The sequence below is a fragment of the Vreelandella sp. L-15 genome (assembly GCF_056857635.1).
Map to the genome: position 1 here is coordinate 80,901 of NZ_JBSXNN010000093.1, position 23,804 is coordinate 104,704.

A 23,804-nucleotide genomic window follows, 5' to 3' on the forward strand; every position below is an offset into this window, starting at 1 on the left:
AGGCAGGGTCATTCGGCATTCAGCGTGTCTTGGTCGTACTGGGCGATGCCGCGCAGCAGCAACATGCGGGCGGTGGCCGAGAGCGAACGCATTTCCAGCTCGGCGATGCGCTCCAGGTCGGCGCGTTCGTCTTCGGTCATGCGCGTCAAAACTGTGCTGGTACAGCCTTTGGGGGCATAAATTGGCTTTGGGGCAATAGCGTTGGGCGAGGTCATGGGGTAGGCTTCCGTATCAGAGTGAATAACTTTGGCCGCAGCGGTTTAGCGCTCGTACAAGCGCACCAGCTTGCGCTGCAGGAAGTGCTCATCCATGTGGGTGCGCAGTTCGCACAGGGCGTCTTCCACCTGCTCAAACGGCGCGTTTTGGGCCAGCATCGTGGCAGCGAGCTGGCTCACCGCCTGGGCGGTGGTGCGCTCTTCCAGCGCTTCGAGATCGGCCAGCGGGTTGGGCTTCTCCGTGCCCTGGCGCAGCGCCGTTTCAATGGTGCGGCGGGTACGTGGCGAACAGCGGTCCAGATTCACTTCCACCCCGCGAAACAGCACGGTGGGGGAAGGCGGCAAGATGATCGTGGCAATGAGGGTGACCATGGCAGTGGTTCCTTTTGCATGTGTATCGAAGTGAAAGACATGAATAGAATGGTTCACAAAAATGAACCTGTCAATAAGGATGGTTCATAAAAATGAGCATTGGCGAACGTCTTAGAGAAGAACGTGAGCGGATTGGGTTGAGTCAAACGGCCCTTGCGCAGATTGGGGGTGTAGGAAAAACCACCCAGATCAAATATGAAAAAGGTGCCAGTAGCCCTGATTCTTCCTACCTTTCCGCCGTTTCTGATGAAGGCGTAGATGTCTTTTACGTGCTCAAAGGCCAGCGTTCAGGAACTGCCACTGCTCAACCTCTAGGAGTTGCGTTAAGTGAACCATCGGTAGAGCTTTCACCCATCAAGATGTACGACATCGAAGCTGCTGCGGGCGCTGGTCGTAGCTTCGAAGGCGAGCCGATCAAAACCACCCTTCATTTTCCTAGCAGCGAGCTGGCCGAGCAGGGGCTAGACCCTGCCCAGGTAGTGGGCATCAAAGTGCGTGGGGATTCGATGGACGGCACCTTGGCCGATGGCGACTGGGTGCTGGTGGATCGGAGCAAGCGCGACCCGAAGCAGGAGGGGGTGTTTTTGCTGCTGGTGAGTGGTGAAAGGCGGATTAAGCGGGTACAGCGCCTGGCGGGCGGGGCGTTGTTCTTAATTAGTGATAACGAGCATTATCAGCCGGAGATGATCAAGCCGCAGGATATGCACGATGTGGAAATTCTGGGGCGGTGTGAGATTCGGATTGGCAGGATCGTGTAGCTGTAAAACCATAAAGACATAAAGGCAGCTATGAGACTGCTGAAAGATAAAACAGGGAGGTAGGGATGGATGATTTTTCAATTTTAGCTGGCCTGGGCATCGGTATTGCTAGCTGGTTTTGGCTAGTTCGTTGCATGAGAGTGAATGGTCGTCCGTGGTGGTTACGGCATTTGGTTGGAGCTTCGCTATTCATATTTCCCACAATTGGCCTATCGCTATTTTTTGCAGGCATTCTGGGGGTAACAAACGAGGATGGGGAACCCTTCGGTTGGAGTGGTGCGGCTATGGGGCTAGTAGTATCTCTGCCTATGCTAATACCGCTCTGGCTCTCATGGCGTAAAAGTAACAGACAAACCATCAATAAAGTAACGAACGAAACAGCTAAAGCAGCTTCAAAATCTCCCCAATCTAATGCGGCACCTGACTCACTTGAGCAAGCCTTAGAAAATAATCGTCAGGCGGTTCGTGCTCACATCCAGAAACGCACGGGTAAACGTGCCTCTTCGTACCTAGCACCACGCTCGACTGCTACGACTGGCAATCTTCACTTCATTTACGAAGACTCGCAGGGAAGCATTACTACGCGTGAGGTTTCTAACTGGCGTGAAGAGGGCGTTTATCTAGAGGGCTTCTGCCACAAAGCTGGGGACGTTCGCACCTTCCGGCGTGATCGGATTGTAGAGTTTTTGGAAGGAGAATTTCTGTTGTCATCCAGGGGGCCTATATCTGCACAGAAAAAGCAGAACGTAGACGCCATGGAGATACTGTTTACAGGATTTTCAGCTAGCGATAGAGAGATGCTGGAAGACGATGCTGAAGCGTATGGCATGATCGTGCGGAAAACCGTGACGCAAAATCTGGATTTTCTTTGTGCTGGGCCGCGTGCAGGTTCGGCTAAATTAGAGCAGGCGCGTGCGCAAGGCTGTACGGTGCTTAGTGAAGACCAATTTCTGGATTTAATTGAAAATGGTGTGATGCCATAACCCTCGTTAGACATTGTTTTCTTGTACAGTATTAAACGCTAGGGAAGCGACGGCCAATACTTAGGCGCGTTGCTAAATATGGAGCTAGCACAGGGCAACAGCATGCGAGTGAACTACTTGGGGCCTGCCGTGGTGGGTGTGGAGCACCCCGCGATAGCGGAGATGGACCGGCGGAAGTTTCCGCCGAGTTGCTTTCTGGTCGAGATCGGCGACGAGGTGCCCCCAGGTGGGTCATCGATGGAAGGCGCTTGAAAGTTGACGGCCACCCATCGCAAAATTTTAATGAGAACTGAAAGTCAGGCAGGTTTGCTTCAATAAAAAAGGATGGAGGGGAAGGGAGTGGCACTAATCTATCAATATTTTTCTACAGTCGATTTGAACGATGTTTTTTTCGACTCTTTGAAGTATGACTATCAAGAATTTTCTGATTGGTTTAGTAGAAAAGCGGCCCAAGGTGAAGGAGCGTATGTTTTCTACAATCAATTAGGGAATGTAGACGGCTTTCTTTATTTGAAACGTGAAGATGAAGCCGTCCCCGACGTCGATCCGCCACTACCACCCCTTCCGCGTTTAAAAGTGGGCACATTGAAGATCAATGCCCACGGTACTCGGCTGGGTGAACGCTTTATCAAGAAAATTTTTGACCATGCTGTCGAGAATCATTTAAAAGAGATTTACGTTACCGTTTTTGAAAAGCATGAAGGTCTAATTTCACTACTGCGTCGGTATGGTTTTGAAGTACATGGAGGTAAGCGTACTCAGAATGGTACTGAGTTGGTGTTTGTTAAACAGATTGGGGCGTTTCATCGAGATTCACTTTTAAATTACCCCATTCTGGATATGAAATCGAATAGATGCTATTTGCTTGCTATTTATCCAGAGTTTCATACCAGAATGCTGCCTGACTCCATTCTTAATAATGAAAGTTTCGATGTGGTGCAGGATGTTTCACACACGAATAGTATTCATAAAATATACTTGACTGCCATGCGTGAGGCTTCCGCCTTTCAGCGAGGTGATGTACTTTTAATTTATCGCACAGGTGACGGACAAGGGCCTGCAAGATTTAGGTCGGTTGTAACGTCAGCGTGTGTTGTGGAAGAAGTGAGAAATATTCACGAGTTCGCTAATTTTGAAGAATTTAGACGTTATTGTGAATCTTATAGTGTGTTTGATCTTAAAGAGCTTCAAGCGTTTTATGCTACCAAGAAGTATCCATTTATCGTCAAGTTCAGCTATAATGTAGCTATGAAAAAGCGGATTACGCGCGGTCATTTGATAGATGTATATCAGATACCAGAAAAAATTCGGTGGAGCTTGGTTCCTTTAAATCCCCAAGCCGCTAAAGGCATTTTGATAAATGGTGGTGTAGATGAAAGTCTTATTATCGATTAAACCGGAATATGCAAACTCCATTCTTGATGGGAGTAAGCATTTTGAGTTTCGCAAGTCTATATTTAAAAGAGAAGATGTAGAGAAAGTAGTCATTTATGCAACAAAGCCGGTAGGTAAGGTAATCGGAGAGTTTGATATTGATGGTGTGCTATCTCTAGAACCTAGTGAGTTATGGGAAGAAACTAAGCATCACGCGGGTATCAGCTTGAGCTTTTTTGAATCCTACTTTACTGGTCGAGATAAGGGGTTTGCGATTAAAGTAAAAAACCCTGTGCGCTACAGTGAACCCTTCGACCTTAACCAAGTGGTTTCTAACGGTGCGGCACCTCAGTCATACCGTTACCTCTAGTTTTCTTGTTCCAAAGCCCAGCCGCCACCCGGTTGGGCTTTTTTTCGCCTTAACAATCCCTTCTTCTATCGTAGATATCCATAACCCTTGTTAAGCACTGATAATTTTCACAGTATAGACATTGGGACGCGGTGCAGGGCATCGCTCGTGATGGAGCCAACAGGGGAACGCGGATGCGAGTGACCTACTTGGGGCCTGCCGTGGTGGGTGTGGAGCACCCGGCGGTAGCGGAGATGGACCGGCGAAAATTTCCGCCGACCTGTTTTCTGGTGGAGATCAGCGACGAGGCGCACCCCGGTGGGCCATGGATGGAAGGCGACGTGCTGGTGGTGGACGAAGCGCGCTCGTATGGCCACGCGGATCTGGTGGTGGCGGAGGTAGAGGGCGAGTACCGGCTATTCAAAACCCAGCGTGTGGGCAGCCGCTGCCGCCTGTTGCCGCCTTTGGGTGGAGAAGGATGCTTCATCACGGCAACGCAGTTTCGTGGTGTGGTGGTGAGGCAGGCGCGGTGCTGGGCGTTGTAGGCAATTTCTTACACACGAATCAGCGATGGCTTACAGCCGCCCGCATGATTTTTTGAGAAGATAAATCAGTCGCTTGGAAGCACGCGGGACGGACTCCGCCTCGCCAGAAGGATGCGGCACCGATACCCCCAGCCATGGAATGGCTGGGGGTATTAATTTGCCTCCCGTTCCAGATTGGTTCACGCGCTACCTGTGTGCTAGGTTATATTAAGAAAATATACGTGAGCCTAAGACAGCTAGGGGTAGGGATGAGTAAGAGACTAGATATAAATTCTTATGAGCGTACTAGTGATATTCTTGAGATCGTAGATACTCAAACCCCTACCGCAGTGAATGCAAAAAATTTTGTTGCATTGATAGGAGACTATCGTTTAAGTGATTCAGAACCTCATCTAAAGTGTTTTTGTCAAAAAAAGAAAAAAGATATATGTGGTCAAAATCACAGGAATGGTTACGTTGTTGAGTTAACTGATGGAGTCAAGTCTCTCCTTGGAAGTACATGCGTTAAAGATTTTGACCCAGAAGGTGAGCTACGAAGGTCAGTAGTTCACTACGACAATAAAAAGCGGTTCTTTGAAAGAGTTAGGTATGTTAATCATTGTTTCTATGATAAAGAAAAGATTATAAGTAAAATAGAGGTGGAAGCTCAAAAGATAAGCAGTGTAAATAAGTATGTTTCTGATTTGATAAATTCTTTACCTTCTGGTGCTGTTTCAAAACTAAAGGAAATGGCTAAGTCAGGTAGGCGATCCATAACTGTGGATGTTAGAAAAGTAGTTGAAGAAAAGAACGAAGTCACAGGTAAAGTCGAGAAGGAAGTAAGTGTGCTCACGCATACATTGGGTGAGGTTCAAGGGTTAAATATTTTTAACCATGCATACAGATCGAGCCTTATTGATGAGCTGGTAAAAAAGAAGGGTCTCATAAGTCGTTTGGAATACACCGAACACAATTCTTCAGCGAGATCCGTGGCAAAGCTGCATAATGAACTTTTAGAGATTGACCCTTTGTGTGAGCGAGTAAGAAACTACTGTTCAGAAAAAATCATGTTTGAAAATTCAGATACAAAATTTTTTATCTATTTAACATCTGAAAACAGTGAACGAGTTCAATTGTACCGGATGTGGAGCTTTAATAAGTTCGAGGCTCCTGTATCTCCATCTAAAGCAGCACAAAAAATATCAGAAGCTGATTCTGAGATAATCGAGCAGTTTAATGCGACGAATTTGATAATAGCTGCATAAAGCTAACCTCTTACCTCACACCTAACCACCGTCCCAAACCCCCCATCATTCAGCGAGTGCGTGACCTCGCTCACCAGCCAGGCAGTGGCGTCGATCTGAGGCTTGAAGCCCGCGAGCGTGAGCGGGGTTTCGGGCAGCAGGTCGGCGCGGCCTAGTGCCAGCGTTAACTCGAATTCTGCCAGGCCGCGTTGGATGCGTTGCCACTCGGCGCGGGCGGCGGCCAGGGCGTCGTCTTCCGTGGCGTAGGTGGGACGTAGCTGTTTTGCGTTCTCGTCCGTGCCTGCCAGTACAGTTTGGCGCTCTGCGCCTCGCGTGTCGTTCCAGTAGGCTTTTACGCCGCTGTAGGCGTCGCGGTCGGTCACGCTGTAGCGGTGCTGGTCGCCGTCGCGGCGGGTGAGGGTGATGGCGGGCATGGCGCGGCCGCTGGCGGTGAGCCCTTGGCCAGCCACGGTGAACAGCATGCGCCCGGCTTTGATGGCGGCAATGGCATCGTACCGTTCGCCCAGGCGGGTGAGAAAATTCAGGTCGGATTCGTCGGTTTGGTCGATATGGCCAATGCGGATGCCGTTGAGGGCGGCGGCCACCACTGGCTCCAGGCTATTGCGGCCAGCGATGGTGGTGACGATCTCGCCCAGCGTGACATCGTGCCAGCCCTGGGTGCGCTTGCCGGGCAGTTGGCCGCGCATATCCGCGGAGCGGGCGCGAATGGTGAGCTGGTCCGGCGTGCCGCTGTGCTGCACTTCATCCACCGTAAAGCGGCCCTTATCCACCAGCCCTTCCTCCTGCCAGCCAAACGCCACCTGCAGCTCGGCCCCGCGTGGGGGAATGGAGAGCTGGCCGTCGTTGTCGGCCAAGGTAATGTCCAGCTGGTCGGCTTCCAGCCCGCGTTGCTCGCGTAGTGAAAGGCTAATCAGGCGGCCGTTGATGCGCGGGGTGATGTCGGTGCCATCCAGGGTGATGCGATAGCTGGGCTTAGGGTAGGAGTTCATACATAGCCCCCGGCCAATCGCGCCACGGCGGGCAGTGCCAAGCGGCCGATCAGGTCGGTGCGCTCATCATCGACGTGTTCCAGCGTGAGGTTGAACTCGATTTTCTCCGCCGCGCCGTCGCGGAAGAAGTGCGTGCTAGCTTCTTCTACCCGGGTGACCACCCATAGGCCGTACTGGCGGCCGGTACCTTCGACCAGTGGCCAGGCGTTGCCTTGATCGGCCATCTCGCGGATCTCATCCAGGCTAAAGCGGCCGCCGGTGAAGGTGGGCAGCAGGGTGCCGCTTAGGGTGATGGTGTCCGCCCCTGGGCCTGCAAACTGGTAAGCGGGCCGCTGCCCCACGCGGGATTGGCTGGGGTGCCGCCATTCGGTGATGCGTTTTAATTCCTGATAAGGCACGCTACGGGTCTCAAATACAAACATGCCTAACGCCATTAACATGATCAGTTCTCCGGTTAGTCGAGGTCGCGCAGTGACGAACGCTGCCGCGCCTGGGCGTCGCGCTGAGCGTTGGTGAGGGCGCGCTGTACTTCCTGCGCCACGTACTGGGCGAGCTGCTGTTCGTTCATGCCGGGGGCGGGCGTGACGTTGATGTTGATATCGCCCATCGTAAAACCGCTGGCCTGGGAGCTTTGCGCCGTGAGCGGCGGCCGGGTATCGAACTGAATGGGCGCTTGCTGCTCTATGTTGGGCATCGCCACGGCGGGCAGGGTGGCTGCCCCGAGTGCTAGCCCGGCTCCGGCGCGGCTTACGCGGCGGGAGATCTCTTGAATGCGTCTAGCGGGTTCGTCCCGCTGGGCGTCTAGCCCTTGGTTTAGGCCGTCTACCGTGTAGCCGCCTAGCTGGGTGAACACGCGGGAGGGGCTGTTGATGTCCAGCACGTCGGCAAACCAGCTGCGCACGTTGCCTGCAATGCCCACCACGCGGTCGCGTAGGTCGGCCAGCTTGCCGGTCAGCCCGCTCATCAGGCCATCCACAATGGCGCTGCCCAGCGAGCGGAATTGTTCGGGGATCTCGACGCCCAGCGCAGAAAGGGCGGTGGTGATGCCCCGGTACAGCAGCCCAAGCGGCGACCAGTTCATCAGCAGCTGCGCGACCGCCCCTAGCCCATCACCGAACGCGGTTTTTACCTGCTGCCACAGACCTTGGAAGAAGGCTTTGATGGGTTCCCAGTAGCGGTAGATGAGGTACGCCGCAGCGGCAATGGCAGCCACGGCTGCGCCAATGGGGTTGGCCACGGCCAGCATACCCACGGCGCGAATCACCCCACCTAACCAGGTAAGCGCTTTACCCACCATTAGCGCCTGCGGGCCGAGCATCGCCATGCCAAAGCGCACCATGGCGAAGGGGCCGAGGATGGAGGCGAGCATCAGCGTAAGCGCGCCGCCTGCTGCCACCAGCACCGCCACCAGGGCGGCGGCTTTGGCGAGGGTGCCTGCCAGCTTGGGGTTTTCGTTGATCCAGCGGCCGATGCCGCGAGTAATGGCGGTAACGTTCTGAATCAGGCCGCGCAGCGCGCCGTTGTTGGTCTCGGTGATTGAGATACCCACTTCATCCCAGGCCGATTTGAGCGATTTCAGGTCGCCGCCGATGTTGTCGGCCATGGTTTTCGCCACCCGGGCGTTTTCCCCGGCGGCGTTGGAAAGGATCTCGACAAACGCTTCGATGCCTTCGCTGCCTTGCTGGGCGATCAGTTCCGCCATGCCTGCGCCGGGTTCTTCGCCGAAGATGTCTTTTAGGTAGGCGGCGCGGTCAGCGTTGCCCATCGCTTCGGTGGCTCTCGCTACGTCGGTGAGAATGCGGGGGATGTCGCGCAGGTTACCTTCGGCGTCTTTGGCGTTCACGCCGAGGTCGGCCAGCGCACCGGCGGCGGCCCCGGTGGGCGCGGCCAAGCGGGTGACCATGGCGCGCAGGGTGGTGCCTGCCTGGCTACCTTGAATACCTACGTTACCCAGCAGCCCGGCCATGGCGGCGGACTGTTCCAGCGACATATTCATCGCCCGCGCTTGCGGGGCGACGTACTTCATCGACTCGCCCAGCATCTCTAAATCGACGTTGGCCCGCGTGGTGGTGGCGGTGAGCACATCGCCCACGCGGCCCATCTCGGCGGGGTCTAACCCGAAGCCGGAGAGGATGTTGGAGGAGATATCTGCCGTGCGGGCGAGATCCGTTTGGTTGGCCAGTGCCAGGTTGAGCATATCCGGCATGGCCGCTTGAATGGCGGCGGGGTTGAAACCGGCCATCGCCAGGTAGCCTTGGGCATCGGCGGATTGCCCGGCGCTAAAGGCGGTGGTGGCCCCTAGCTCCCGCGCTTGCTGGCGAAGCGCTGCCAGGCGTTCGTCGTCTCCCTCCAGGCGGGTGAGCGCCTGCACCCGCGACATCGATTCCCCGTATTCAACACCAGGAGCCAGCAGCCGTGCCCCGGCGTACAGCGCGGCACCGCCGCTGGCCACCATGCCCGCGCCGGTACCGGCCATGCTGCTGCGCAGGCTCATGGCGCGGTCGTAGCGGCCACGCGCTTGGGCGGCGTTGCGCTGCTGTTCGGCCAGCCGTTTGAGCCGCTGCCGCTGCTCTTCCACGGCGGTATTGGCCTGCTGGATCTCGCTGGAGAGCCGCCGTTGATCGCGGGAGAGGTGGGCGGTGCTGACGCCGTTTTCGTTCAGGGTACTGCGCAGCCGCTGGAGCTGCTGGCGTTCTTCGTCCACCCGCTGGCTGAGCCTGCGCGCTTGGGTAATGGCCTTTTGCCGTTCAGCGCGCAGGGCGGCGGTGTCGCCCTGGTGGGTGTGCATTTGCTGCGAGAGGCGACGAATGCGCTCTTGCTGTTCCCGCAGGGCGGTGGTGGTTTCCGAGGATTGCCGGGTGAGGGTACGAAAGGAGCTGACGTTCTTCTGCGTGGCCTGCAGCTGCTTTAGGCGGTCGCGGTTTTCACGCATGGCCTGAGAAGCGGCCTGGCTGGCACGGTCGATGGCCCGCAGCGGGCGGGTGGCCCTATCCACGGCGTTTAAAATGACCTGCAGCTTGAGGTTGTTACCGGCCACGCTGGCTCCTGGTGTCTGTGGTGGTGCTGCGTTTGCGCGCTCTTTCTCGCCAGGCCATGAGTTCGCGCAGGGTGAAGGCGGCGCAGTCTTGCGGGGTCCAGTGGAAGACGATGGCGAGATCCGCCATCGCGTCTTCTACCTGGTTGGGGAGGTTTATTCGCTCTCGCCCTTGGCCCGCTTCGTCAGCAAAAAACCGGCGATTTCACCGCCGCACTGCACGAGATCCGCCGGGTCCATCTGGCGCACCTCGGTGGCGGTGAGCGAGGGGTTGGAGAGGCGCGGGATCAGGGTGATCAGCGCGTCGGTTTGCATCTGCAGCACATCGGCCAGCGAGACGCCGCGCAGCTCGCCGGAGGTGGGCTTGCGCAGGCGCAGCTCGGTGATTTCGGTTTCGCCCCGGGTGAGCGGGGTATCCAGGGTGATAGTCGCAGCGATGGCTTGGGTGACGGCAGCTTTGGTCATGAGAGTGTTCCTTGTGTTGGGTTAAGGGAAAAAGGGGCGGGCTTAGATGCCTGTGTTAAATACCCAGGCGCTGGCGGCGACCCGCGAGGCGGTCAACGCCGTTGACCTTGAACACGCCGTTCACCAGGTCGATCTCGATTTTCTCGGTACCGTCGATGGTGAGCTTGTAGTAGCTGAGCGTGCTGGTGACCTGGTGCTCGGTGTTCTCGCCGGTTTGGGCATCGCCCATATCGATCTCGGTGTGGCGGCCGCGCATGACCACCTCGACCGAGGAGGCGTCGTCGATGTCGTCGCGCTCATAGCTGCCGGTCATGCGCAGCATGTCGGCATCGATGCGGGCGGTGCCGAAGTTGTCGAACAGGCTTTCAACCAGCCCGCCTACCGTCCACTGCACGGTGAGCAGGCCGTCTTGGCCCATATCGATACCTACCGCGCCGTCCATGCCGCCGCCGCGCCACTCTTCGATCTTGCGGGTGAGAGTGGGCAAGGTGATCGACTGGACGATGCCCTGCCAGCTTTCGCCGTTGCTGAACAGGTTGAGGTCTTTGAGCTTTTTCGGGAGTGCCATAGGGGTCTCTCGCTAATCCAATCAGGCGGTGGCCGCGACGCGCTCGGCGAAGTCGGCCAGGTAGGAGTCGGTGATGCGCTGCTGAAAACCGAGGTCTTCCAGCGGCGGTACCGGCGTGTAGTCGTAGTCGATGCGCAGCTTGCCGCCCTTGAGGGAGGTCTGGGTGTTGAGCTCCTCGTTTAGCCAAGCGCTGCCATCGACAATCAGCCCCAGGGTTTTCAGCTCGCGGAACTTGGCGTTCAGGCCTTCGATGATGTCTCGCGCCAGGGAAGCGTGCAGAGGCAGATCCACCGCCCAGAGGTGCGCTTCGGCCACGGTGTCGGCGAGGATCTGGGCGGTGCGGGTGTAGTTCTCGAAGGGGAAGAGGCTTTCTGGCCCGGCGCAGGTGCGCGAGCCCCAGAAGCGGTAGCCGTTCTGGTTGACCAGGGTGGTGACATCGGCGGCGTTGAGCAGCCCGGCATCGGTGTTGGGGCTTTGCAGATCCCAGAACACGTCTTTGCTGATGCCGGTGACGCCGTTCACCGCGACGTTACTTAGGGTTTTGTGCCAGCCCACGGTTTGGTCGAGCTTGGCGCGCAGGCCCAGGGCGATGGCCACGGGGCTGATATCGCGAATTTGGGCATCGTCGGTATCGAACGCTTGCCATTGGGGCCAGATCACCATCAGCTCGCGGGCACCGAACTGATCGCGGTAGGCCAGCACGTCGGTGAGGGTCTCGCAGCCGTGGGCGTACACGTAGCCGAAGGCGCGCAGCTGCTGCAGCACCGAGACCATCGCGGTGGCCACCGGTTGGGTATCCAAATAAGGCACGCCGATAATGCGCGGCGTCACGCCCAGCTTCTGCTTGGCGGTCAGCAGTGCCTGCAGCCCGGTGCGCTGGCCTAGCTCCGTGGTGGTGCCAATCACATTGGCGGTAGTTTCGTCGTCGTCGATGCCTTCCTCTACCCGCACCACGACGATGATCGGCTTGGCTTGCTGGCCAATGGCGGTGAGGGTGTCTTTCAGCGTGCCTTGGGTGCCCGCTTTGCCAATGGCGGTATCCACATTGGTCACCAGCGCGGGCTGGTTGAGGGGGAAGATGGTGGCATCTGCGTCGGATGCGGTGCAGACCACGCCAATCACCGCTGTGGAGACGGTGCGGATGGTACGCGTGCCGTCATTAACTTCCGCAACGCGCACGCCGTGGTGGTATTGATCGAGTGCCATGGTGGCTCCTGCGCAGGTTCACTGTTCGGGTAACGAAAAGGGTGAATTCACGCAGGTATCGTGCGGGGGCTAGGTGGAGGGTGGTAGCGGTGGTGGGTGTAAGTGGGGTGGTTTACATGGTGGGTGTGGTAAGGTGCGGGAAAGTGACTGTTAAGGGAATGTTGGGATGTTGAAGTGGATTAAAAAGCACAGTTATTGGGCACTGGCAATTGCCGTGCTGATAATCGCTGTTATTGCGATAGGTGCTTATGCTTGGAATTTCAGAGAGCTGGCTATTTCCACTGATACAGGGAAGTGGGCAGATTTTGCGACGTATCTATCAGGGACTGTAGGTGTGGCTGCCGTAGTGGCGACATTAATGGCTTTTGTGATTACGTTGAGACAGCAGCAAAAGCTTATTGATAGTCAAGATAAAATGATAATAAAACAGAATAAGCAGATAAAGATATCAAAAAAACAATTAAAAGCTGAAGAGATGCGTCGTCAGATCGAATTAGCGCATAATAAAGCTGCTGTATTGTTTCCGCCTATGTTTAACGATTTCGTTAGTTACTTGGGCTACCATGTGTCACCTTTTCAAGAAGATGATCTTTTGATGGATGGTCTTGTTCAAGAGTTTGGAATAATAGCCCCTAAAGCAAGGGATTTTATTTCTAATCCAGGTAAAGTGAAAGTTCTGATAGGTAGAGTTGAGGTCTCAAGTCTTTGTCGATTTATCTATATGAATTACAAGAAAGCTTACTCTTTGCTTGAGTTTATGATGGATTGTATTGATTCGGATTTTTTGCTTGAAGATTATTTTGATATGTATTTAGACAAAGAAGATGATGTGGCTGAAGAGTATAAGTTTTATTTTCTTTGCTGGCATGCATATTTGGTTGGATTAGAACGGGAAGATGTTGGTGATGCGGTTTTATATCTACGTATGCTTCCGGATTATAAGGGGTCTAGAGATGAGTTAGCTCAATGGCAAGAAATTGGAGAGTTGATAAAGCCACTACTTCCTGTGGAGTGAATCCTGCTTTTAAGTTTGGTATAAGTGGAGATGTAGCTTGAAAACACAAAGAAGCCCGCCAATCGACAGGCTTCTGTGTGTAGTGTGATTGGCTATCCCTCCGCAGCCGTTACCGATTCAACTGCTCAATCGCCCCCTTGGCCGCTGCCTCCGCCGCTTCGATCGTCCCCGCCTGATGCACGGCTGATTTCGCGCAATGCTGTTCCACAGGCTATTGGGTTAGAGTAGTCATGAAACTTATGCGGTTGGGGTCGATGAAATGGAATTAATACCTAAGAGCGCAGCGTTAGCCTACCAGGGCTACATGGCTTGGAAGTTTGAGCGGCTGCTCCAAAAAGCAAATGACCACGGGATGACCGAAGAGCAACTATGCAATAGCGATCAACGTTTCGCTCTGTTCATGAAAGTGGGCAGAGCATTTGAAGTTTGTTCTGAAAGGGAAGTGGTCGACTACATTGCCGATGCCATGATTGGCGGCATTAAAGCGGGAGACATGGGAAAACAAGCCAGATCTTGTACACATGGCCATTAGTGCCCTTAGCGGCATCACGAAGACTGAGTTGGATATTCTACTGATGATGCACCGGCACCAAGTCTACGTTGACGCGGATTTTCGCCGCGATCTTAAAAGTAATCGTGAAGCGTTCATCAAGGAGTGCGAAGACACTCTAGGAATAGAGAGCACAATGCTATCGGCGATCACCACTGGACTTATGAGTACGAGCTTGGTGACCAGTGACACACCTGGATTAAGCGGCGCTGCGCAGAACCCTAATTCGCTCTCTCCGCTTGCACGTGAGCTGTTTTCGTATATCAATTTAGCTCGACGGCTGACAGAGTAAGCCCGCCGGGTGGCGGGCTTGGGTGGCTTTAGGTTTCGGTCGCGGCAGATGCTTATGCTGCCTCCAGTTGTTCAGCCTTAATCGCTTCCAGCTCGGCGGCAAATTCAGCGGCGATATCGATAGCGTGCAGCGCTTCAGCATCTTCGGCGGCGTTAATTTTCTCAGCGACTCGGCGCTCAGCCGTGAAACACGGCTGCACATGCCGGGCCACTGCTTTGGCAATCGGGGCGATCTCTTCGAGCGTGATTAACACCCAACCGTTTTCGCCCTTAAAATCCGCTGTCGGGATGAAGTCATCACGCAGGCTCGTATACGCTGAGTTGACCTGCGCCTGGCTCTCGCGGTCTGTGAGGATGCGCGCACCGTCGGGCAGCGTTACGCCGCCTGTTTCGATTCGCCAGCGGTGGTCGGCTAGATCATCCAGCACTAGGCTCCGGAGGTAGTCCATCGCGTAAGGATTGATCGGCCGGCTTTCCTCGACCGCCTGGCCATCTGCTGCCACGGTCAGCACTGGCTGGCCGATATGGTAGAACCGTGCCGTTTCTGGATAGTCCGTCACGTCCACCACCGGCAGCAGGTCCACCACGCCAGTGACCACCGGAGCCGGATCTTCCGGCGCGGCTTGTGCAACCCCGTGCCGGTTCAGGATCGCGTTTGCTTCAGCCTGAGAGTATTCAAAGGTTCCCAGGATCGCCTGGGTCTTAACTGCTGCGTATTTCATGGCGCTGCACCTCCCTTAAATAACCGGCTTACGGATGGCCATATAAATGAATTCGGCATTAGCTGAAGGCCAGTTGTAGGACTCTCCGCTCAGTCCCACTGAAGTAAAGTTTTTTGCGTCGCCTCCGGCATCTTCGGCGCTAGTTGCATTGGCAAGCAGCATATTTGAATTGCTCATTGCTGAACCCCAGCCACGCTGAGTATCGACTATCTCCCAGTTACCTATACCATCGGTTCTTTTTAGCAGCAGATACTGGGGCTCCCAGCCGAGATAAACGTCACCACCAACAATGCCTTTGGTGCTATCTGTCGTAAAACTTCCGCACTGAATAATGCCGCTATCGCTCGGGTCGTGGGCGAATAAATAGGCGATGTATTCTTGCCCTGACGAGTTAGATAGACCGCTATTGCCAACTGTAAAATGAGAGCTGGTAGGGGCGGCGCTATTCCATGCAGTCGAATCAAGATGATAGCCACTAGTTGAATTTAAAGTGCCTACACCTGTTTCGGGTCCGTTAGCAGGGTACCCTGAAATAGCGGCCTCTCGATGATAGACCGCCCAATTAACAGACATACTCGTGGACTTAACAACAACCATCCCCGGCGCAACACCCAAGTCATGCGCTATCTGCCGTCCGCTTGTGCCGTCGCCTGTGTAGCTGACAACATCGAAGAACTTGGAGGCTTGTCGGAATGACCAGGAAACGAACTCCCCGCCTGAGTCGGAAACAGTCCCGCTGTATCCAGTTTTGAAGCCGTCGGAATAGTAAAGCGTCTCATAAGGCGCAAAAACTTCCGCAGCCGAGGCTTTATTGGTGCTGATGAAGCTTTGAGGGTGCCGCACGGTGTCAAAAAGAGCATTGTCCCTAGTCCCATCTCTGCGCTTAATCCAAACCAGCCCACCCTCACCCGCAAAATCAATCCCGTTCGTGATGGTTTGCGTGCTGCCGTTTCCGGTGTAGAGCGTCGTAGAGAACGCTTCCTGGGGCGTCACTCCGGCACGGGTTACGAATGAATTCACCGGTGACCATTCCGAATCCCCCAGGCCGTTGCCGGTGTGGCGTGCACGAACGTAATAACTGGTTTCGAGCGCCAGTATCCCGCTAGGGACGCTGATGCTTTCCAGGTTGGCCGTGTCCGCCAGGGACTGCCAGACGATATTGGAAAAGTCTGACAGGTCACTGATCTGCCAATCCGTGCTGGCGTGGGTGTCGGTGCCCATGACCGTAAACGCGCTGGTGGTGATATTCGGGTCTGTCGCCACATCCACAGTGCCATCTGCCGGCGCGGTGATGGTCGGCTGCTCGATGTACTCGGCGGACGTGGTGATCGCCACCATGCCGGACCAGGCTGACGCACCGATGCTGCTGCCGTTGTAGCGCACGCGAATGTAATAGGTGGTCAGTGGATCCAGCGTCCCGCTGGGTAGCTGGATGCTCTCAAGGTTGGCGGTGTCCGCCAGGGACTGCCAGGCAATCGTGGAAAAGGCGCTGTCCGTGGCGATCTGCCAGTCCGTGCTTGCATGCGTGTCGGCGCCACTTGGGTAGACCACGAACGCGGATGCCGTCAGCAGCGGATCAAACACCACGTCCGTGGCGCCGTCTGCAGGCTGCTGCAGTTCGGGCTGGGCCACCGTCTGCTCATTGACTGCGACCTGGAAGGTGCTGGTTCCCCCGTTGCGGGTCACGGATAGGTTCGCGGCGCTGGCAGTTGCTCCCATCGGGATTGTCAGCGTGATGGTATCGCCGGAAACGCTTGCGGTGCCCACGTCCGTGCTGACGCCGTAGGTCGAAAAGACATCATGATCGGTGATGGTGTAAGTGTTCGTGGAATCCTCAAACACCAGCGTGGGGCCGGTCAGGGAAACGCGCGCCAGTTCGTCCAGGCCGGTTTCCTCATTGTTGACGAACTGCACCACGTCACCTGCCCCCAGCGCGGTGCCCAGCTCCACCTGGGTCTGGTTCAGCTTGGTGTACTGGTCCGGGTCCAGGCGCAGGCCGTTGACATAGACCGCCAAGCCATCGGTGCGGGTTTCCCGCAGGTTGAACACCGTCTGCCCGGCCACCGCCATCCGGCGCTCAGTGATACTGTGCACGCGGACATTCATCCCCTCATCAGGGTCGAACCACTCGGTGTCGCCTTCAGCATTGGATGCCTTACGTGGCATCTGCCCTGTTAAGCCTCCCGTGGGCAGAATGTAGGGCCGGATGACGTCGATGTCCTGCTTTGTAGCGATCGTGATGTAGTCGTTGATCTTGGCGGTGACGTTTTGCGCGTTGCCGACCACGGTGTAGAGGTCAAAGACGTTTTCAACCAGGGTTGCGCCGCCACCGGCGGGTAGAAAGTCGGGCTGGTCTCCAGCGTTGGAGTAGCTGTAGAGCTGCTCTTCGCCAGTGTCCGGGTCTTCGGCAAATACGCCTAGCTCGCGCACAAAAAAGCCGTTATCCAATGACTCATTGGTCATGATGACGCGCATGCGTGAGGTGCCGTCGCCAATCACTTCAAAGTCTTGGATGCTGAGCGATAGCCGTTCGTTATCTAGCGCTGCCATCGCATCCGGTGCCGCGCTGATCCCGTCGCCGAGGGCGACGCGGGAAAACGTTAAAGGCGCGCCGATCTGGGCTTTGGCTTGTAGGTTGCGGCCTGCCTGGGTGAGCACTAAGCCGGGAAAGTTGGCCATCGTTTTAACCTCTTACGGTGATATGACGGTGTTCGTGATAGGCGGTTGAGTGGGCGGTAGCGGCTTCGCCCATCACCAGGCGTAACTGCCACGGTGAAATGCGAACGCGTGACGCGGAGTGCTGCACAGAGCTGGTGTTGAACTCACTCGGGGTGATTCGTGGTGTGGCCGGGCGTGGCCCCATGCGGGTATGCACCCCTTGAACGGTGGCAGTGGCCAGGGTGATTTCCTGCGTGATACGGCTGCGAATGACGATGGCTTCCAGCCAGCTGCGGGCGTTCTTGGCGGATTCGATCAGGCGAATCAGACGCTGGTAGTCGCGCTCGCTGGTAAACGCACCTTCACTCACCACGCGAAAATGAAAGGGCTGGCCACCGTAGTGAAACCACTCTTGCACCTCTGCATCGTCAAAGATGAGATCTACGGCGCGCTGCACTGCGGCCGGGGTGCCTTTGTGCCGGTGCAGGTATACCGAGGCATCAATCGCATTGCGCTTTTGTGCCTCGCTCCACTGTTCATCCCATTCATCCACCGATAGCGCCCAGGCCAGCCAGGGGAGTAGCCGTTCTGGGCAATCGTAAGGCCGCCACAGTGCGCGAATGGGTACGCTAATGGCGTCGGTGCGGCTGAACGTTTCGCTGACGGCGCGCTCTTGGGGTGTGGCATTGGGTGGTAGCAGGTGGTTAGCCATTGACCACCTCGCTGGTTAGCTCGATAGCGTTGCAGTAGGGCGCTTGCTTGCGGGTGGTGGTGAGGGTGGCCGTGGGGCTGAGCAGTTCTACCCGCTGCACACCGGGCTGGTGGAGCGCGGCGTACACGCCGGAGAGCGTGACTTGCGCGCCGATGCGGTGCTGTTCCTGGGTGTAGGCTTTCGCTGCCGCCAGGGCGTTTTCACGTACCACGGCAGCTTCCGGTCCCGGCAAAATGTGCAGTATCGCGCGGATGGTATAGCCGATAATCTCGGCGCTCACGGCGGTGGGGTAATCGGTCAGCGGGCGGGTGTCTGCAGCGTTCACGGCGGCGCTGACGGTACTGAGTAGCTCGGCGGAGGCTGTGCCGCTATCCACTTGCGACAGCACCACCACGGTGACTTCGCCGGGGGCTTCGCTGAAGGCATCGGCGTCTTTGACATCGCCGCTGGCACTGAGCGCGTGATACACGTAGGCGCGCTCTGGCCCGGCGGTGCTAAGACCATCGAGCGATAGCAGCACGCGGCGGCGCAGGGCGTCGTTTCTTTCGAACGTAGGGGCTACCGGTGGGGTGGCGTCTGGGTCGCCGGGGGCTATTTCCAGCCGTTCAACATCGAACAGCGCTGCCAGGTGTTCGAGGTCCTCATCTTGGGCGTAGGCGAGCATCACCGCCTTAGCGGCTTCGTTGATGCGTTGGCGTAGCAACAGCTCACGGTAGGCGGCCACCTCTAATAATTTGGTGAGCGGCTCGCTTTCCAAGGTGAGGGTGTCGGCCAGTGCTGGGTCGCGACTGATCAGGTCGGTGGTCAGCTCTGCGAAAATAGTTTCGAAGTCGAGCGGTTCAATCACCGCCGGGGCGGGCAGCCGTGAAAGATCAATAGGGCTGTTCATACGTTCCCCCTGAGCGGCACGGCCAGACTGACGCTTTCACCGGTATCGACACGGCGGCCGCTAATGATGAGATCAAAGCGTCCGGGGCGTTGGGTGGAGACTTGCCGGGTGACTTGCTGCACGCGAATGCGCGGTTCCCACTTCATCAAGGCCACCACCGTAGCGGCGTAGGCACGCAGTGCGGTGGGGCCATTCAAAGGCTGGTCGATCAGTTCCGGCAACAGCGAGCCGTAGTCCCGACGCATCACGCGGGAGCCAATTGGGGTGGTGAGAATGTCCGCCACCGATTGCTGGATGTGAGCGAGTGGCTCCATGGCGCGGCCGTTGTTTGCGTTCATACCTGGCATGTCATTGCACCTTGTATTGGCCCGCGCTGGAGCCGCCCGTAACGGGCACTTCAGCATTGGCCTGTACTTCATCCACGACCGCATTGGCGATCGCTTCGGCCATACGCGTTACCCAGCTGTGTTCACCCGTGGCAGTGGCCCCTTGGCTCTGCATCTCGCTGATGATTCGGTTTTTAAGCTGGGCTTTGCTCAGGGCCATTACTTGCCTGCCTTAACGGTGCTGCTACCGTCGCCATGGGGATTGCCGGTGAAGTGGCAGATGTGTTGCTGAGTCACCACGCCAGTGCCCTGGTTGTGTTTGATCAAGGGAGCATCGACCGTGACCTCGCCAGTGGCCTTCACCTCGATAGGCCCTACGCAATCGATGAAGAGTCGGTTTTTGCTGTGGTCGTACTCGATGCGGGTGCCATCGGGCAGCCATCGCCCAATCACGTTGGGATCGCTGGAGGGCGCTGGGCGGGCATCACTGACAATGCCGGTGAGCACCACACCGGCGGTGGGGTCGCCACCGGGGGAGAAGATGATCACTTGCTCGCCCTGGGTGGGCGGGTCCCAGTCCCGCGTGGTGCCTGCGCGGCCTTCGATCCACGGCAGCCAGCCCGTTAACAGCTCGCCGGTTTTGACGCGCACGCGGGGCGGTCGCGGCGGATCGGCTTCAGCATCGCCGTGATCCACCTCGGCGATGGTGCCGAGGCGGATCAGGTTGTGCAGCAGGCGGAGGAGTTCGGGAATGTTCATAGCCGCTATCCTGCGGCGGCGTTTGGCGAAGGCGAAGCGGCGGCGGGTGTGAATGGGGCGGTTTACACCGATCCGCTTAGCCGGGGCTGAGGTGCTTGAGCACAGAATCCATAATGTGCTCTTGATCCAGTGCGGTGAAACCGAGCAGCTCTCGCTGTGCATACTCCACGCGGGGGCCGTCGCGGGTGACGCGATCTTTTAGGCCGCGCTGGTGGGTGGCAGCGATGCGGGCGACGCTGCCGAAGAAACCCACCACGGCGGTGTCGCCTTGGGCGGTGGCCTTGAGCCATTTGGCAGTGGAGAGTTTGTTGAACATGGCGCGGCGTTTGATGCTGTCTTGCTGGGCGCGCAGGCGCTGTTCCTTACGCGGGGCGTAGGGCGTGCCATCCGGGTTGGTTTGGGCGCGGATGCGTTCGCGCTGGCGGCGGCGAAGATCCCGCGCCACGTTGCGGGCCAGGGCGCGGCGCTGTTGGTCGTCCAGCTTGGCGAGCAGCGGGCCGACCCACTCTTCTAGTGCTTCCATGTTATCCGCCATTCGGGCCGTCCCATTCGGCTACCAGGGTGTACTCCGCTTGGGCCGCGCTGTCGCGGATCAGTAGCTGCCAGCGGGTATCCGGGCAGCCATTGCTATCAAACCTTGGCAGGGCGCGGTCAACCTTAATGTGCCCGGTCGCGCATTCCACCTTGGCGAGCACCCGTTCGCTGAGCGTTACCCGCAGGGCGACATCCACCGATTGATGACTGAGGATCTCGGCTTCGAAGCGGATGGCTTCCGCTGGGTCGGCGTCGGGCTGGTACTCGGCCAGCCACTGCAGCAGCGGCACGATGATGGTGTCTAGGTTCGCGCTGAAGTCGGTGAGCACGAGCTGGGCGGTGAACTGGTATTCGTGGGTGAGGTTGGGGCCACGGCGAAAGGCGATACTGCCTTCTTCCACGAAGGTGAGCAGCCGTTCGGGGTCTTTCGCCAGGGCGGGTACCGCGTTAATCAGGTGAGCGCGTAGCAGGTGGAGCTTCTGCATGGTTGGCCTCTTGGCAGGCGATGATGGCATCGACCTCGGCGGCGCACTGTGCCCAGGCGGCTTCGGTGCGTTCTAGCTGCAGGTCGAGTTCGCCGTTGGTTTCGGGATTACTCGCGGGGAGCGTGCAGGGGCTGGGGGTCGCGCACTGATTGATGATAAGCGTCGGCACCGGTGACGGCGGGGCGGCGGCGCATCCGGATAACAGCATCAGGCAGGCGAGAGCCTGCCCAAGCGCGAAGTTCTGCATTTTCACGGTGTAGCTCCTCAATGGTGGCTAGGCGGTTGGCCGCTGTTCGGGTGAGTGTGGCCTGCTGCTGAGCGAGGGCGCGGCGCTGGCTCTCTAGGCGCATGGCGTTTTCCCAGAGCGCATCGATGACCACCTTGCTTTCTGCTTCCCGCTGCTGTGATTGGGCGAGCTGCTGTTCGGCCAGTTCGGCGCGGGCTTCGGCGGCGTGGGTGCGTTGCCACAGCGCCCAGGTGACCAGCAGCACAAGCACCAGAATGGCAAGGGCGGCGAGTAGGCGGGTCATGGGGTGGTCTCCTGTGCTAAGCCTGCCAGGCAGATCTCTTTCTCAGTGGCGCGGCGGCTAACCAGCCCGTTGAGCCGTTTTCCCCCGGCGTAGACCCAGCGGCTTAGCTCGTGGCAGGCACCGCGCAGGTCGCCCTGGTTGAGTTTGCGCAGCAGCGTGGAGCGGGCGAAGTTGCCTTCCCCCACGTTGTACACGAACGAGGCGAGCGCGGCGCGGGTGGCGGGCGGCAGTTCGACCTGGGCGCGTCGGTCGACCACGGCGAAGGCGTGGCCGAGATCCTGCTGCAGCAGGGCGGTGCATTCGGCCTGGCTGAGGGTTTGGCCCAGGCGGGCGGTGGCGGTGTGGCCGTAGCAGATGGTGGGAATGCCCACGGGGTCGCGGTAGGCGCTGGGCTTGTAGCCTTCGTAGTAGGAGACGACGGCGGTGGCGATGCTGATGGCCCCGGCGGCCAGGCTGACGCCGAGCTTGGTTTTAAGACCCACGGCGGTTCTCCCAATAGTCACGTAAGCGGGTGAGGTAGCGGGGAATCAGCAGCCCGATTTGTAGCGCCAGGTAGAGCAGCGTTAGCACCGTGACCCAATCGGCGGGTGTCATACCGCCCACGTGTAGCAGCGAGACGATGGCCGGGGGCGCGGCTTTGGCGCTTTCGGTGGTGATTTCAAAGTGGTGGCTCATTCGGGCCTCGGCGGTTTAGAACGTTAATCCCACAGGTTCACCGTGGGGGCGCGTTGGGTGGCCTGGGGCAGCGCAGGCAGCGTGACCGGTGTGCCGTGGGGCAGCACCGGCCCCTGTTCTGCCAGCCCGGGGTTGGCGGCCAGCACCTGCTCGGTGATGCCTCGGGTGGTGCCGTAGACGCGGTAGCAAATGGCATCCAGGGTGTCGTGCTGTTGGGCGTGTACAGTCGTCGCGCTCATATCAGTTCAACTGTGCTGTGTGGCCGCCCTTCGATCTCGCTGATCGCCCAGGCAGCGTCGCGGCGGTAGCCATCGGCGGGGGCTTGGAGCTGTTCGCCGCGCTCCCGGGCGCTGTTGGTGGCGTCATAATCGGCGTAGTGCTCCAGCAGGCTGGCGTGAGCGGTGGAGTACACGGCGCGCAGGTAGAGCACGTTGAACACTTCCGGCGACTGCCACACGGGAATGGGCAGCGAGGTCATGGTGGGGTAGCCCGCTTCGACCTTGGCCTGCTGCCAGTGGCGCAGCACGCGATTGACCGTGATCATGGCGGCCTTCAGGGCGCTTTCGATGCGCGGCTGAGTGATGGTGCTGTCTAGCCGGTGGGTGGCGCGAAAATCGCTGGGCTGGATGTCCGGCCAAAAGCCGTTGTTTTCGAGCGGGCTGTCGAGCGGCTGCTCGGTGGTGTCGCTTTTGGGTGTGCCTGCCGAGATAAAGCTGCTCATCGTGCCTCCTGGTAGCGGGTAATCGTTTTTCGCGCGGGGTCGGGCGCGATGAATAAGAAGGGGGTGGGCGGCGTTCGAGCGTGGGCGTTAAAACGCCTGGCTCTTACGTCGCGCCCCCTGACGTCGGCGGTCGACTCGGTTGGCCGCTAGCCCGTGGGCGCAGCGGCAGCGTTCTGTTTGCGTTCACGTTCCAGGCGTTCGAGATCTTTCTTCACGCCAATGCGGTCGTTGAGCGCGAGGGCACGTTCCAGGTGGTGCTGGGCGTCGTCTAGCTGGCCGGTGGCTCGGCAGGCGTAGCCCAATGCTTTGTGCAGCTTGGCGCGGATCTGGTCGTGCATATCCGCATCGCGGGTGAGGGCTTCCACATCCACCAGGTGCACGAGCAGGGCGGTGGTGTCTGCGCCTTCTTCATCGAGCTGCTTCAGCGCCTGGTCGGCGACCTCTTCGGCGATGATGGCGGCGGTGCCGCGCTCGAATTGATCCGGCGGGGTAAGGCCGTGTTTAGTGGCGTACTTGGCGATGGCAATGGCCCCGGCGAGGTCGCCGGCATCGATACGCCAGAGCATCACGCGCATCAGCACGTCGTCTTGCGCGCCCTGGCCCGCTTCCAGCACGCCGGTGATGTAGTCAGCGTACTTGGGCAAAATCTCGCGCTTGATCTCGGCTTTGCGCTCCATGGATTGGGTGGATTTGAGCAGGCGATAGTCTTCAAACAGCGCGGCTTGCATCAGCTCATACGCTTCGCCTTGCATGGGGGCTTCTCCCGCGTCAGCGGCGGCGAGGGCCGCGCTGACGCGTTCAAAGTGGCGGCGGGCTGGGCTGGTCATCGTGTCTC

The 23,804-nt window shown here is 57.8% G+C and carries 34 protein-coding genes; 9 read left to right on the forward strand and 25 right to left on the reverse strand.

Annotation, left to right across the window (positions count from 1 at the left end; all coding sequences use genetic code 11):
- Positions 1-8: 8 nt before the first annotated feature.
- Together AC13CY_RS14845 and AC13CY_RS14850 are read right to left on the reverse strand one after the other, a co-directional pair.
- The gene (locus AC13CY_RS14845; RefSeq protein ID WP_483052713.1) at positions 9-215 is read right to left on the reverse strand and encodes a hypothetical protein; all 207 of its coding nucleotides are present in this window, start codon (positions 213-215) and stop codon (positions 9-11) included.
- A gap of 45 nt (positions 216-260) precedes the next feature.
- Entirely contained in the window at positions 261-587 is a 327-nt protein-coding gene (locus tag AC13CY_RS14850) for a hypothetical protein (protein WP_483052714.1), read from the reverse strand.
- 92 nt (positions 588-679) lie between these two features.
- Between AC13CY_RS14850 and AC13CY_RS14855 the strand changes: the two genes are divergently transcribed.
- The 6 genes from AC13CY_RS14855 to AC13CY_RS14880 all read left to right on the forward strand — a co-directional run bounded on the left by AC13CY_RS14855 (position 680) and on the right by AC13CY_RS14880 (position 5,840).
- The gene (locus AC13CY_RS14855; RefSeq protein ID WP_483052715.1) at positions 680-1,345 is read left to right on the forward strand and encodes an XRE family transcriptional regulator; all 666 of its coding nucleotides are present in this window, start codon (positions 680-682) and stop codon (positions 1,343-1,345) included.
- 65 nt (positions 1,346-1,410) lie between these two features.
- Complete coding sequence (locus AC13CY_RS14860; RefSeq protein WP_483052716.1) at positions 1,411-2,328, forward strand: BRCT domain-containing protein; 918 nt, start codon at positions 1,411-1,413, stop codon at positions 2,326-2,328.
- A 339-nt stretch (positions 2,329-2,667) separates the two neighbouring features.
- Positions 2,668-3,723, forward strand: coding sequence for an N-acetyltransferase (locus AC13CY_RS14865; protein ID WP_483052717.1), 1,056 nt, complete (start codon positions 2,668-2,670; stop codon positions 3,721-3,723).
- Positions 3,701-4,072 carry an ASCH domain-containing protein gene (locus AC13CY_RS14870; protein WP_483052718.1) on the forward strand — a complete coding sequence of 124 codons (372 nt, stop codon included), beginning with the start codon at positions 3,701-3,703 and terminating at the stop codon, positions 4,070-4,072. The genes AC13CY_RS14865 and AC13CY_RS14870 overlap by 23 nt, the downstream gene beginning before the upstream one ends.
- A gap of 173 nt (positions 4,073-4,245) precedes the next feature.
- Entirely contained in the window at positions 4,246-4,596 is a 351-nt protein-coding gene (locus tag AC13CY_RS14875; protein ID WP_483052719.1) for a transcriptional repressor LexA, read from the forward strand.
- Between the two features lie 248 nt (positions 4,597-4,844).
- Positions 4,845-5,840 (forward strand): hypothetical protein, encoded by a 996-nt coding sequence (locus AC13CY_RS14880; protein ID WP_483052720.1) that lies wholly within the window; start codon positions 4,845-4,847, stop codon positions 5,838-5,840.
- A gap of 2 nt (positions 5,841-5,842) precedes the next feature.
- Here the strand turns inward: AC13CY_RS14880 and AC13CY_RS14885 are convergent, their stop codons facing one another.
- From AC13CY_RS14885 to AC13CY_RS14915, 7 genes are read right to left on the reverse strand one after another with little or no spacing between them, the layout of a single operon-like run.
- Positions 5,843-6,829 (reverse strand): phage late control D family protein, encoded by a 987-nt coding sequence (locus AC13CY_RS14885; protein ID WP_483052721.1) that lies wholly within the window; start codon positions 6,827-6,829, stop codon positions 5,843-5,845.
- Positions 6,826-7,269, reverse strand: a complete 444-nt coding sequence (locus AC13CY_RS14890) for a phage tail protein (RefSeq protein ID WP_483052722.1) — start codon at positions 7,267-7,269, stop codon at positions 6,826-6,828. The genes AC13CY_RS14885 and AC13CY_RS14890 overlap by 4 nt, the downstream gene beginning before the upstream one ends.
- A 14-nt stretch (positions 7,270-7,283) precedes the next feature.
- Positions 7,284-9,866 carry a phage tail tape measure protein gene (locus tag AC13CY_RS14895; RefSeq protein WP_483052723.1) on the reverse strand — a complete coding sequence of 861 codons (2,583 nt, stop codon included), beginning with the start codon at positions 9,864-9,866 and terminating at the stop codon, positions 7,284-7,286.
- Positions 9,856-9,993 (reverse strand): GpE family phage tail protein, encoded by a 138-nt coding sequence (locus tag AC13CY_RS14900; protein ID WP_082051383.1) that lies wholly within the window; start codon positions 9,991-9,993, stop codon positions 9,856-9,858. Before AC13CY_RS14900 ends, AC13CY_RS14895 begins: the two co-directional genes overlap by 11 nt.
- A gap of 26 nt (positions 9,994-10,019) precedes the next feature.
- On the reverse strand, positions 10,020-10,328 hold the full coding sequence (locus AC13CY_RS14905; protein ID WP_139525405.1) for a phage tail assembly protein: 309 nt from the start codon (positions 10,326-10,328) through the stop codon (positions 10,020-10,022).
- A 55-nt stretch (positions 10,329-10,383) separates the two neighbouring features.
- Positions 10,384-10,896, reverse strand: a complete 513-nt coding sequence (locus AC13CY_RS14910; protein WP_044627860.1) for a phage major tail tube protein — start codon at positions 10,894-10,896, stop codon at positions 10,384-10,386.
- 21 nt (positions 10,897-10,917) lie between these two features.
- A complete protein-coding gene (locus AC13CY_RS14915; RefSeq protein ID WP_483052724.1) occupies positions 10,918-12,102 on the reverse strand; it encodes a phage tail sheath protein in 1,185 nt (394 codons plus the stop codon).
- 166 nt (positions 12,103-12,268) lie between these two features.
- Between AC13CY_RS14915 and AC13CY_RS14920 the strand changes: the two genes are divergently transcribed.
- From AC13CY_RS14920 to AC13CY_RS14930, 3 genes are all read left to right on the forward strand, one after another.
- Entirely contained in the window at positions 12,269-13,117 is an 849-nt protein-coding gene (locus AC13CY_RS14920) for a hypothetical protein (RefSeq protein ID WP_483052725.1), read from the forward strand.
- Between the two features lie 259 nt (positions 13,118-13,376).
- Positions 13,377-13,649 carry a hypothetical protein gene (locus AC13CY_RS14925; RefSeq protein WP_483052726.1) on the forward strand — a complete coding sequence of 91 codons (273 nt, stop codon included), beginning with the start codon at positions 13,377-13,379 and terminating at the stop codon, positions 13,647-13,649.
- On the forward strand, positions 13,639-13,959 hold the full coding sequence (locus AC13CY_RS14930) for a hypothetical protein (protein ID WP_483052727.1): 321 nt from the start codon (positions 13,639-13,641) through the stop codon (positions 13,957-13,959). Before AC13CY_RS14925 ends, AC13CY_RS14930 begins: the two co-directional genes overlap by 11 nt.
- 52 nt (positions 13,960-14,011) lie before the next feature.
- Here AC13CY_RS14930 and AC13CY_RS14935 read toward each other — a convergent pair whose 3' ends face one another.
- The 16 genes from AC13CY_RS14935 to gpM all read right to left on the reverse strand — a co-directional run bounded on the left by AC13CY_RS14935 (position 14,012) and on the right by gpM (position 23,796).
- Complete coding sequence (locus tag AC13CY_RS14935) at positions 14,012-14,680, reverse strand: DUF4376 domain-containing protein (RefSeq protein WP_483052728.1); 669 nt, start codon at positions 14,678-14,680, stop codon at positions 14,012-14,014.
- Positions 14,681-14,695: 15 nt separating this feature from the next.
- Positions 14,696-17,359, reverse strand: a complete 2,664-nt coding sequence (locus AC13CY_RS14940; RefSeq protein WP_483052729.1) for a DUF7483 domain-containing protein — start codon at positions 17,357-17,359, stop codon at positions 14,696-14,698.
- A gap of 4 nt (positions 17,360-17,363) precedes the next feature.
- Entirely contained in the window at positions 17,364-18,050 is a 687-nt protein-coding gene (locus tag AC13CY_RS14945; protein ID WP_483052730.1) for a phage tail protein I, read from the reverse strand.
- Entirely contained in the window at positions 18,043-18,939 is an 897-nt protein-coding gene (locus AC13CY_RS14950; RefSeq protein WP_483052731.1) for a baseplate assembly protein, read from the reverse strand. Before AC13CY_RS14950 ends, AC13CY_RS14945 begins: the two co-directional genes overlap by 8 nt.
- Positions 18,936-19,286, reverse strand: coding sequence for a GPW/gp25 family protein (locus AC13CY_RS14955; protein ID WP_483052732.1), 351 nt, complete (start codon positions 19,284-19,286; stop codon positions 18,936-18,938). Before AC13CY_RS14955 ends, AC13CY_RS14950 begins: the two co-directional genes overlap by 4 nt.
- A 1-nt stretch (position 19,287) precedes the next feature.
- Positions 19,288-19,485 carry a hypothetical protein gene (locus tag AC13CY_RS14960; RefSeq protein WP_483052733.1) on the reverse strand — a complete coding sequence of 66 codons (198 nt, stop codon included), beginning with the start codon at positions 19,483-19,485 and terminating at the stop codon, positions 19,288-19,290.
- Complete coding sequence (locus AC13CY_RS14965) at positions 19,485-20,024, reverse strand: phage baseplate assembly protein V (protein WP_483052734.1); 540 nt, start codon at positions 20,022-20,024, stop codon at positions 19,485-19,487. The genes AC13CY_RS14960 and AC13CY_RS14965 overlap by 1 nt, the downstream gene beginning before the upstream one ends.
- Before the next feature lie 76 nt (positions 20,025-20,100).
- Positions 20,101-20,547 carry a phage virion morphogenesis protein gene (locus AC13CY_RS14970; protein ID WP_483052735.1) on the reverse strand — a complete coding sequence of 149 codons (447 nt, stop codon included), beginning with the start codon at positions 20,545-20,547 and terminating at the stop codon, positions 20,101-20,103.
- Position 20,548: 1 nt separating this feature from the next.
- Positions 20,549-21,043 (reverse strand): phage tail protein, encoded by a 495-nt coding sequence (locus tag AC13CY_RS14975; protein ID WP_483052736.1) that lies wholly within the window; start codon positions 21,041-21,043, stop codon positions 20,549-20,551.
- Entirely contained in the window at positions 21,006-21,251 is a 246-nt protein-coding gene (lysC, locus tag AC13CY_RS14980; protein WP_483052737.1) for an Rz1-like lysis system protein LysC, read from the reverse strand. The genes AC13CY_RS14975 and lysC overlap by 38 nt, the downstream gene beginning before the upstream one ends.
- The gene (gene lysB / locus AC13CY_RS14985) at positions 21,151-21,573 is read right to left on the reverse strand and encodes an Rz-like lysis system protein LysB (RefSeq protein WP_483052738.1); all 423 of its coding nucleotides are present in this window, start codon (positions 21,571-21,573) and stop codon (positions 21,151-21,153) included. Before lysB ends, lysC begins: the two co-directional genes overlap by 101 nt.
- Positions 21,570-22,076: a lysozyme gene (locus AC13CY_RS14990; protein ID WP_483052739.1), complete on the reverse strand. Its 507-nt coding sequence runs from the start codon at positions 22,074-22,076 to the stop codon at positions 21,570-21,572. Before AC13CY_RS14990 ends, lysB begins: the two co-directional genes overlap by 4 nt.
- A complete protein-coding gene (locus AC13CY_RS14995) occupies positions 22,045-22,248 on the reverse strand; it encodes a hypothetical protein (protein WP_044627847.1) in 204 nt (67 codons plus the stop codon). The genes AC13CY_RS14990 and AC13CY_RS14995 overlap by 32 nt, the downstream gene beginning before the upstream one ends.
- A gap of 23 nt (positions 22,249-22,271) precedes the next feature.
- A complete protein-coding gene (locus AC13CY_RS15000) occupies positions 22,272-22,487 on the reverse strand; it encodes a tail protein X (RefSeq protein WP_483052740.1) in 216 nt (71 codons plus the stop codon).
- A complete protein-coding gene (locus AC13CY_RS15005; RefSeq protein ID WP_483052741.1) occupies positions 22,484-22,969 on the reverse strand; it encodes a head completion/stabilization protein in 486 nt (161 codons plus the stop codon). Before AC13CY_RS15005 ends, AC13CY_RS15000 begins: the two co-directional genes overlap by 4 nt.
- Positions 22,970-23,115: 146 nt before the next feature.
- Positions 23,116-23,796, reverse strand: coding sequence for a phage terminase small subunit (gene gpM, locus AC13CY_RS15010; RefSeq protein WP_483052742.1), 681 nt, complete (start codon positions 23,794-23,796; stop codon positions 23,116-23,118).
- Between the last annotated feature and the right edge of the window lie 8 nt (positions 23,797-23,804).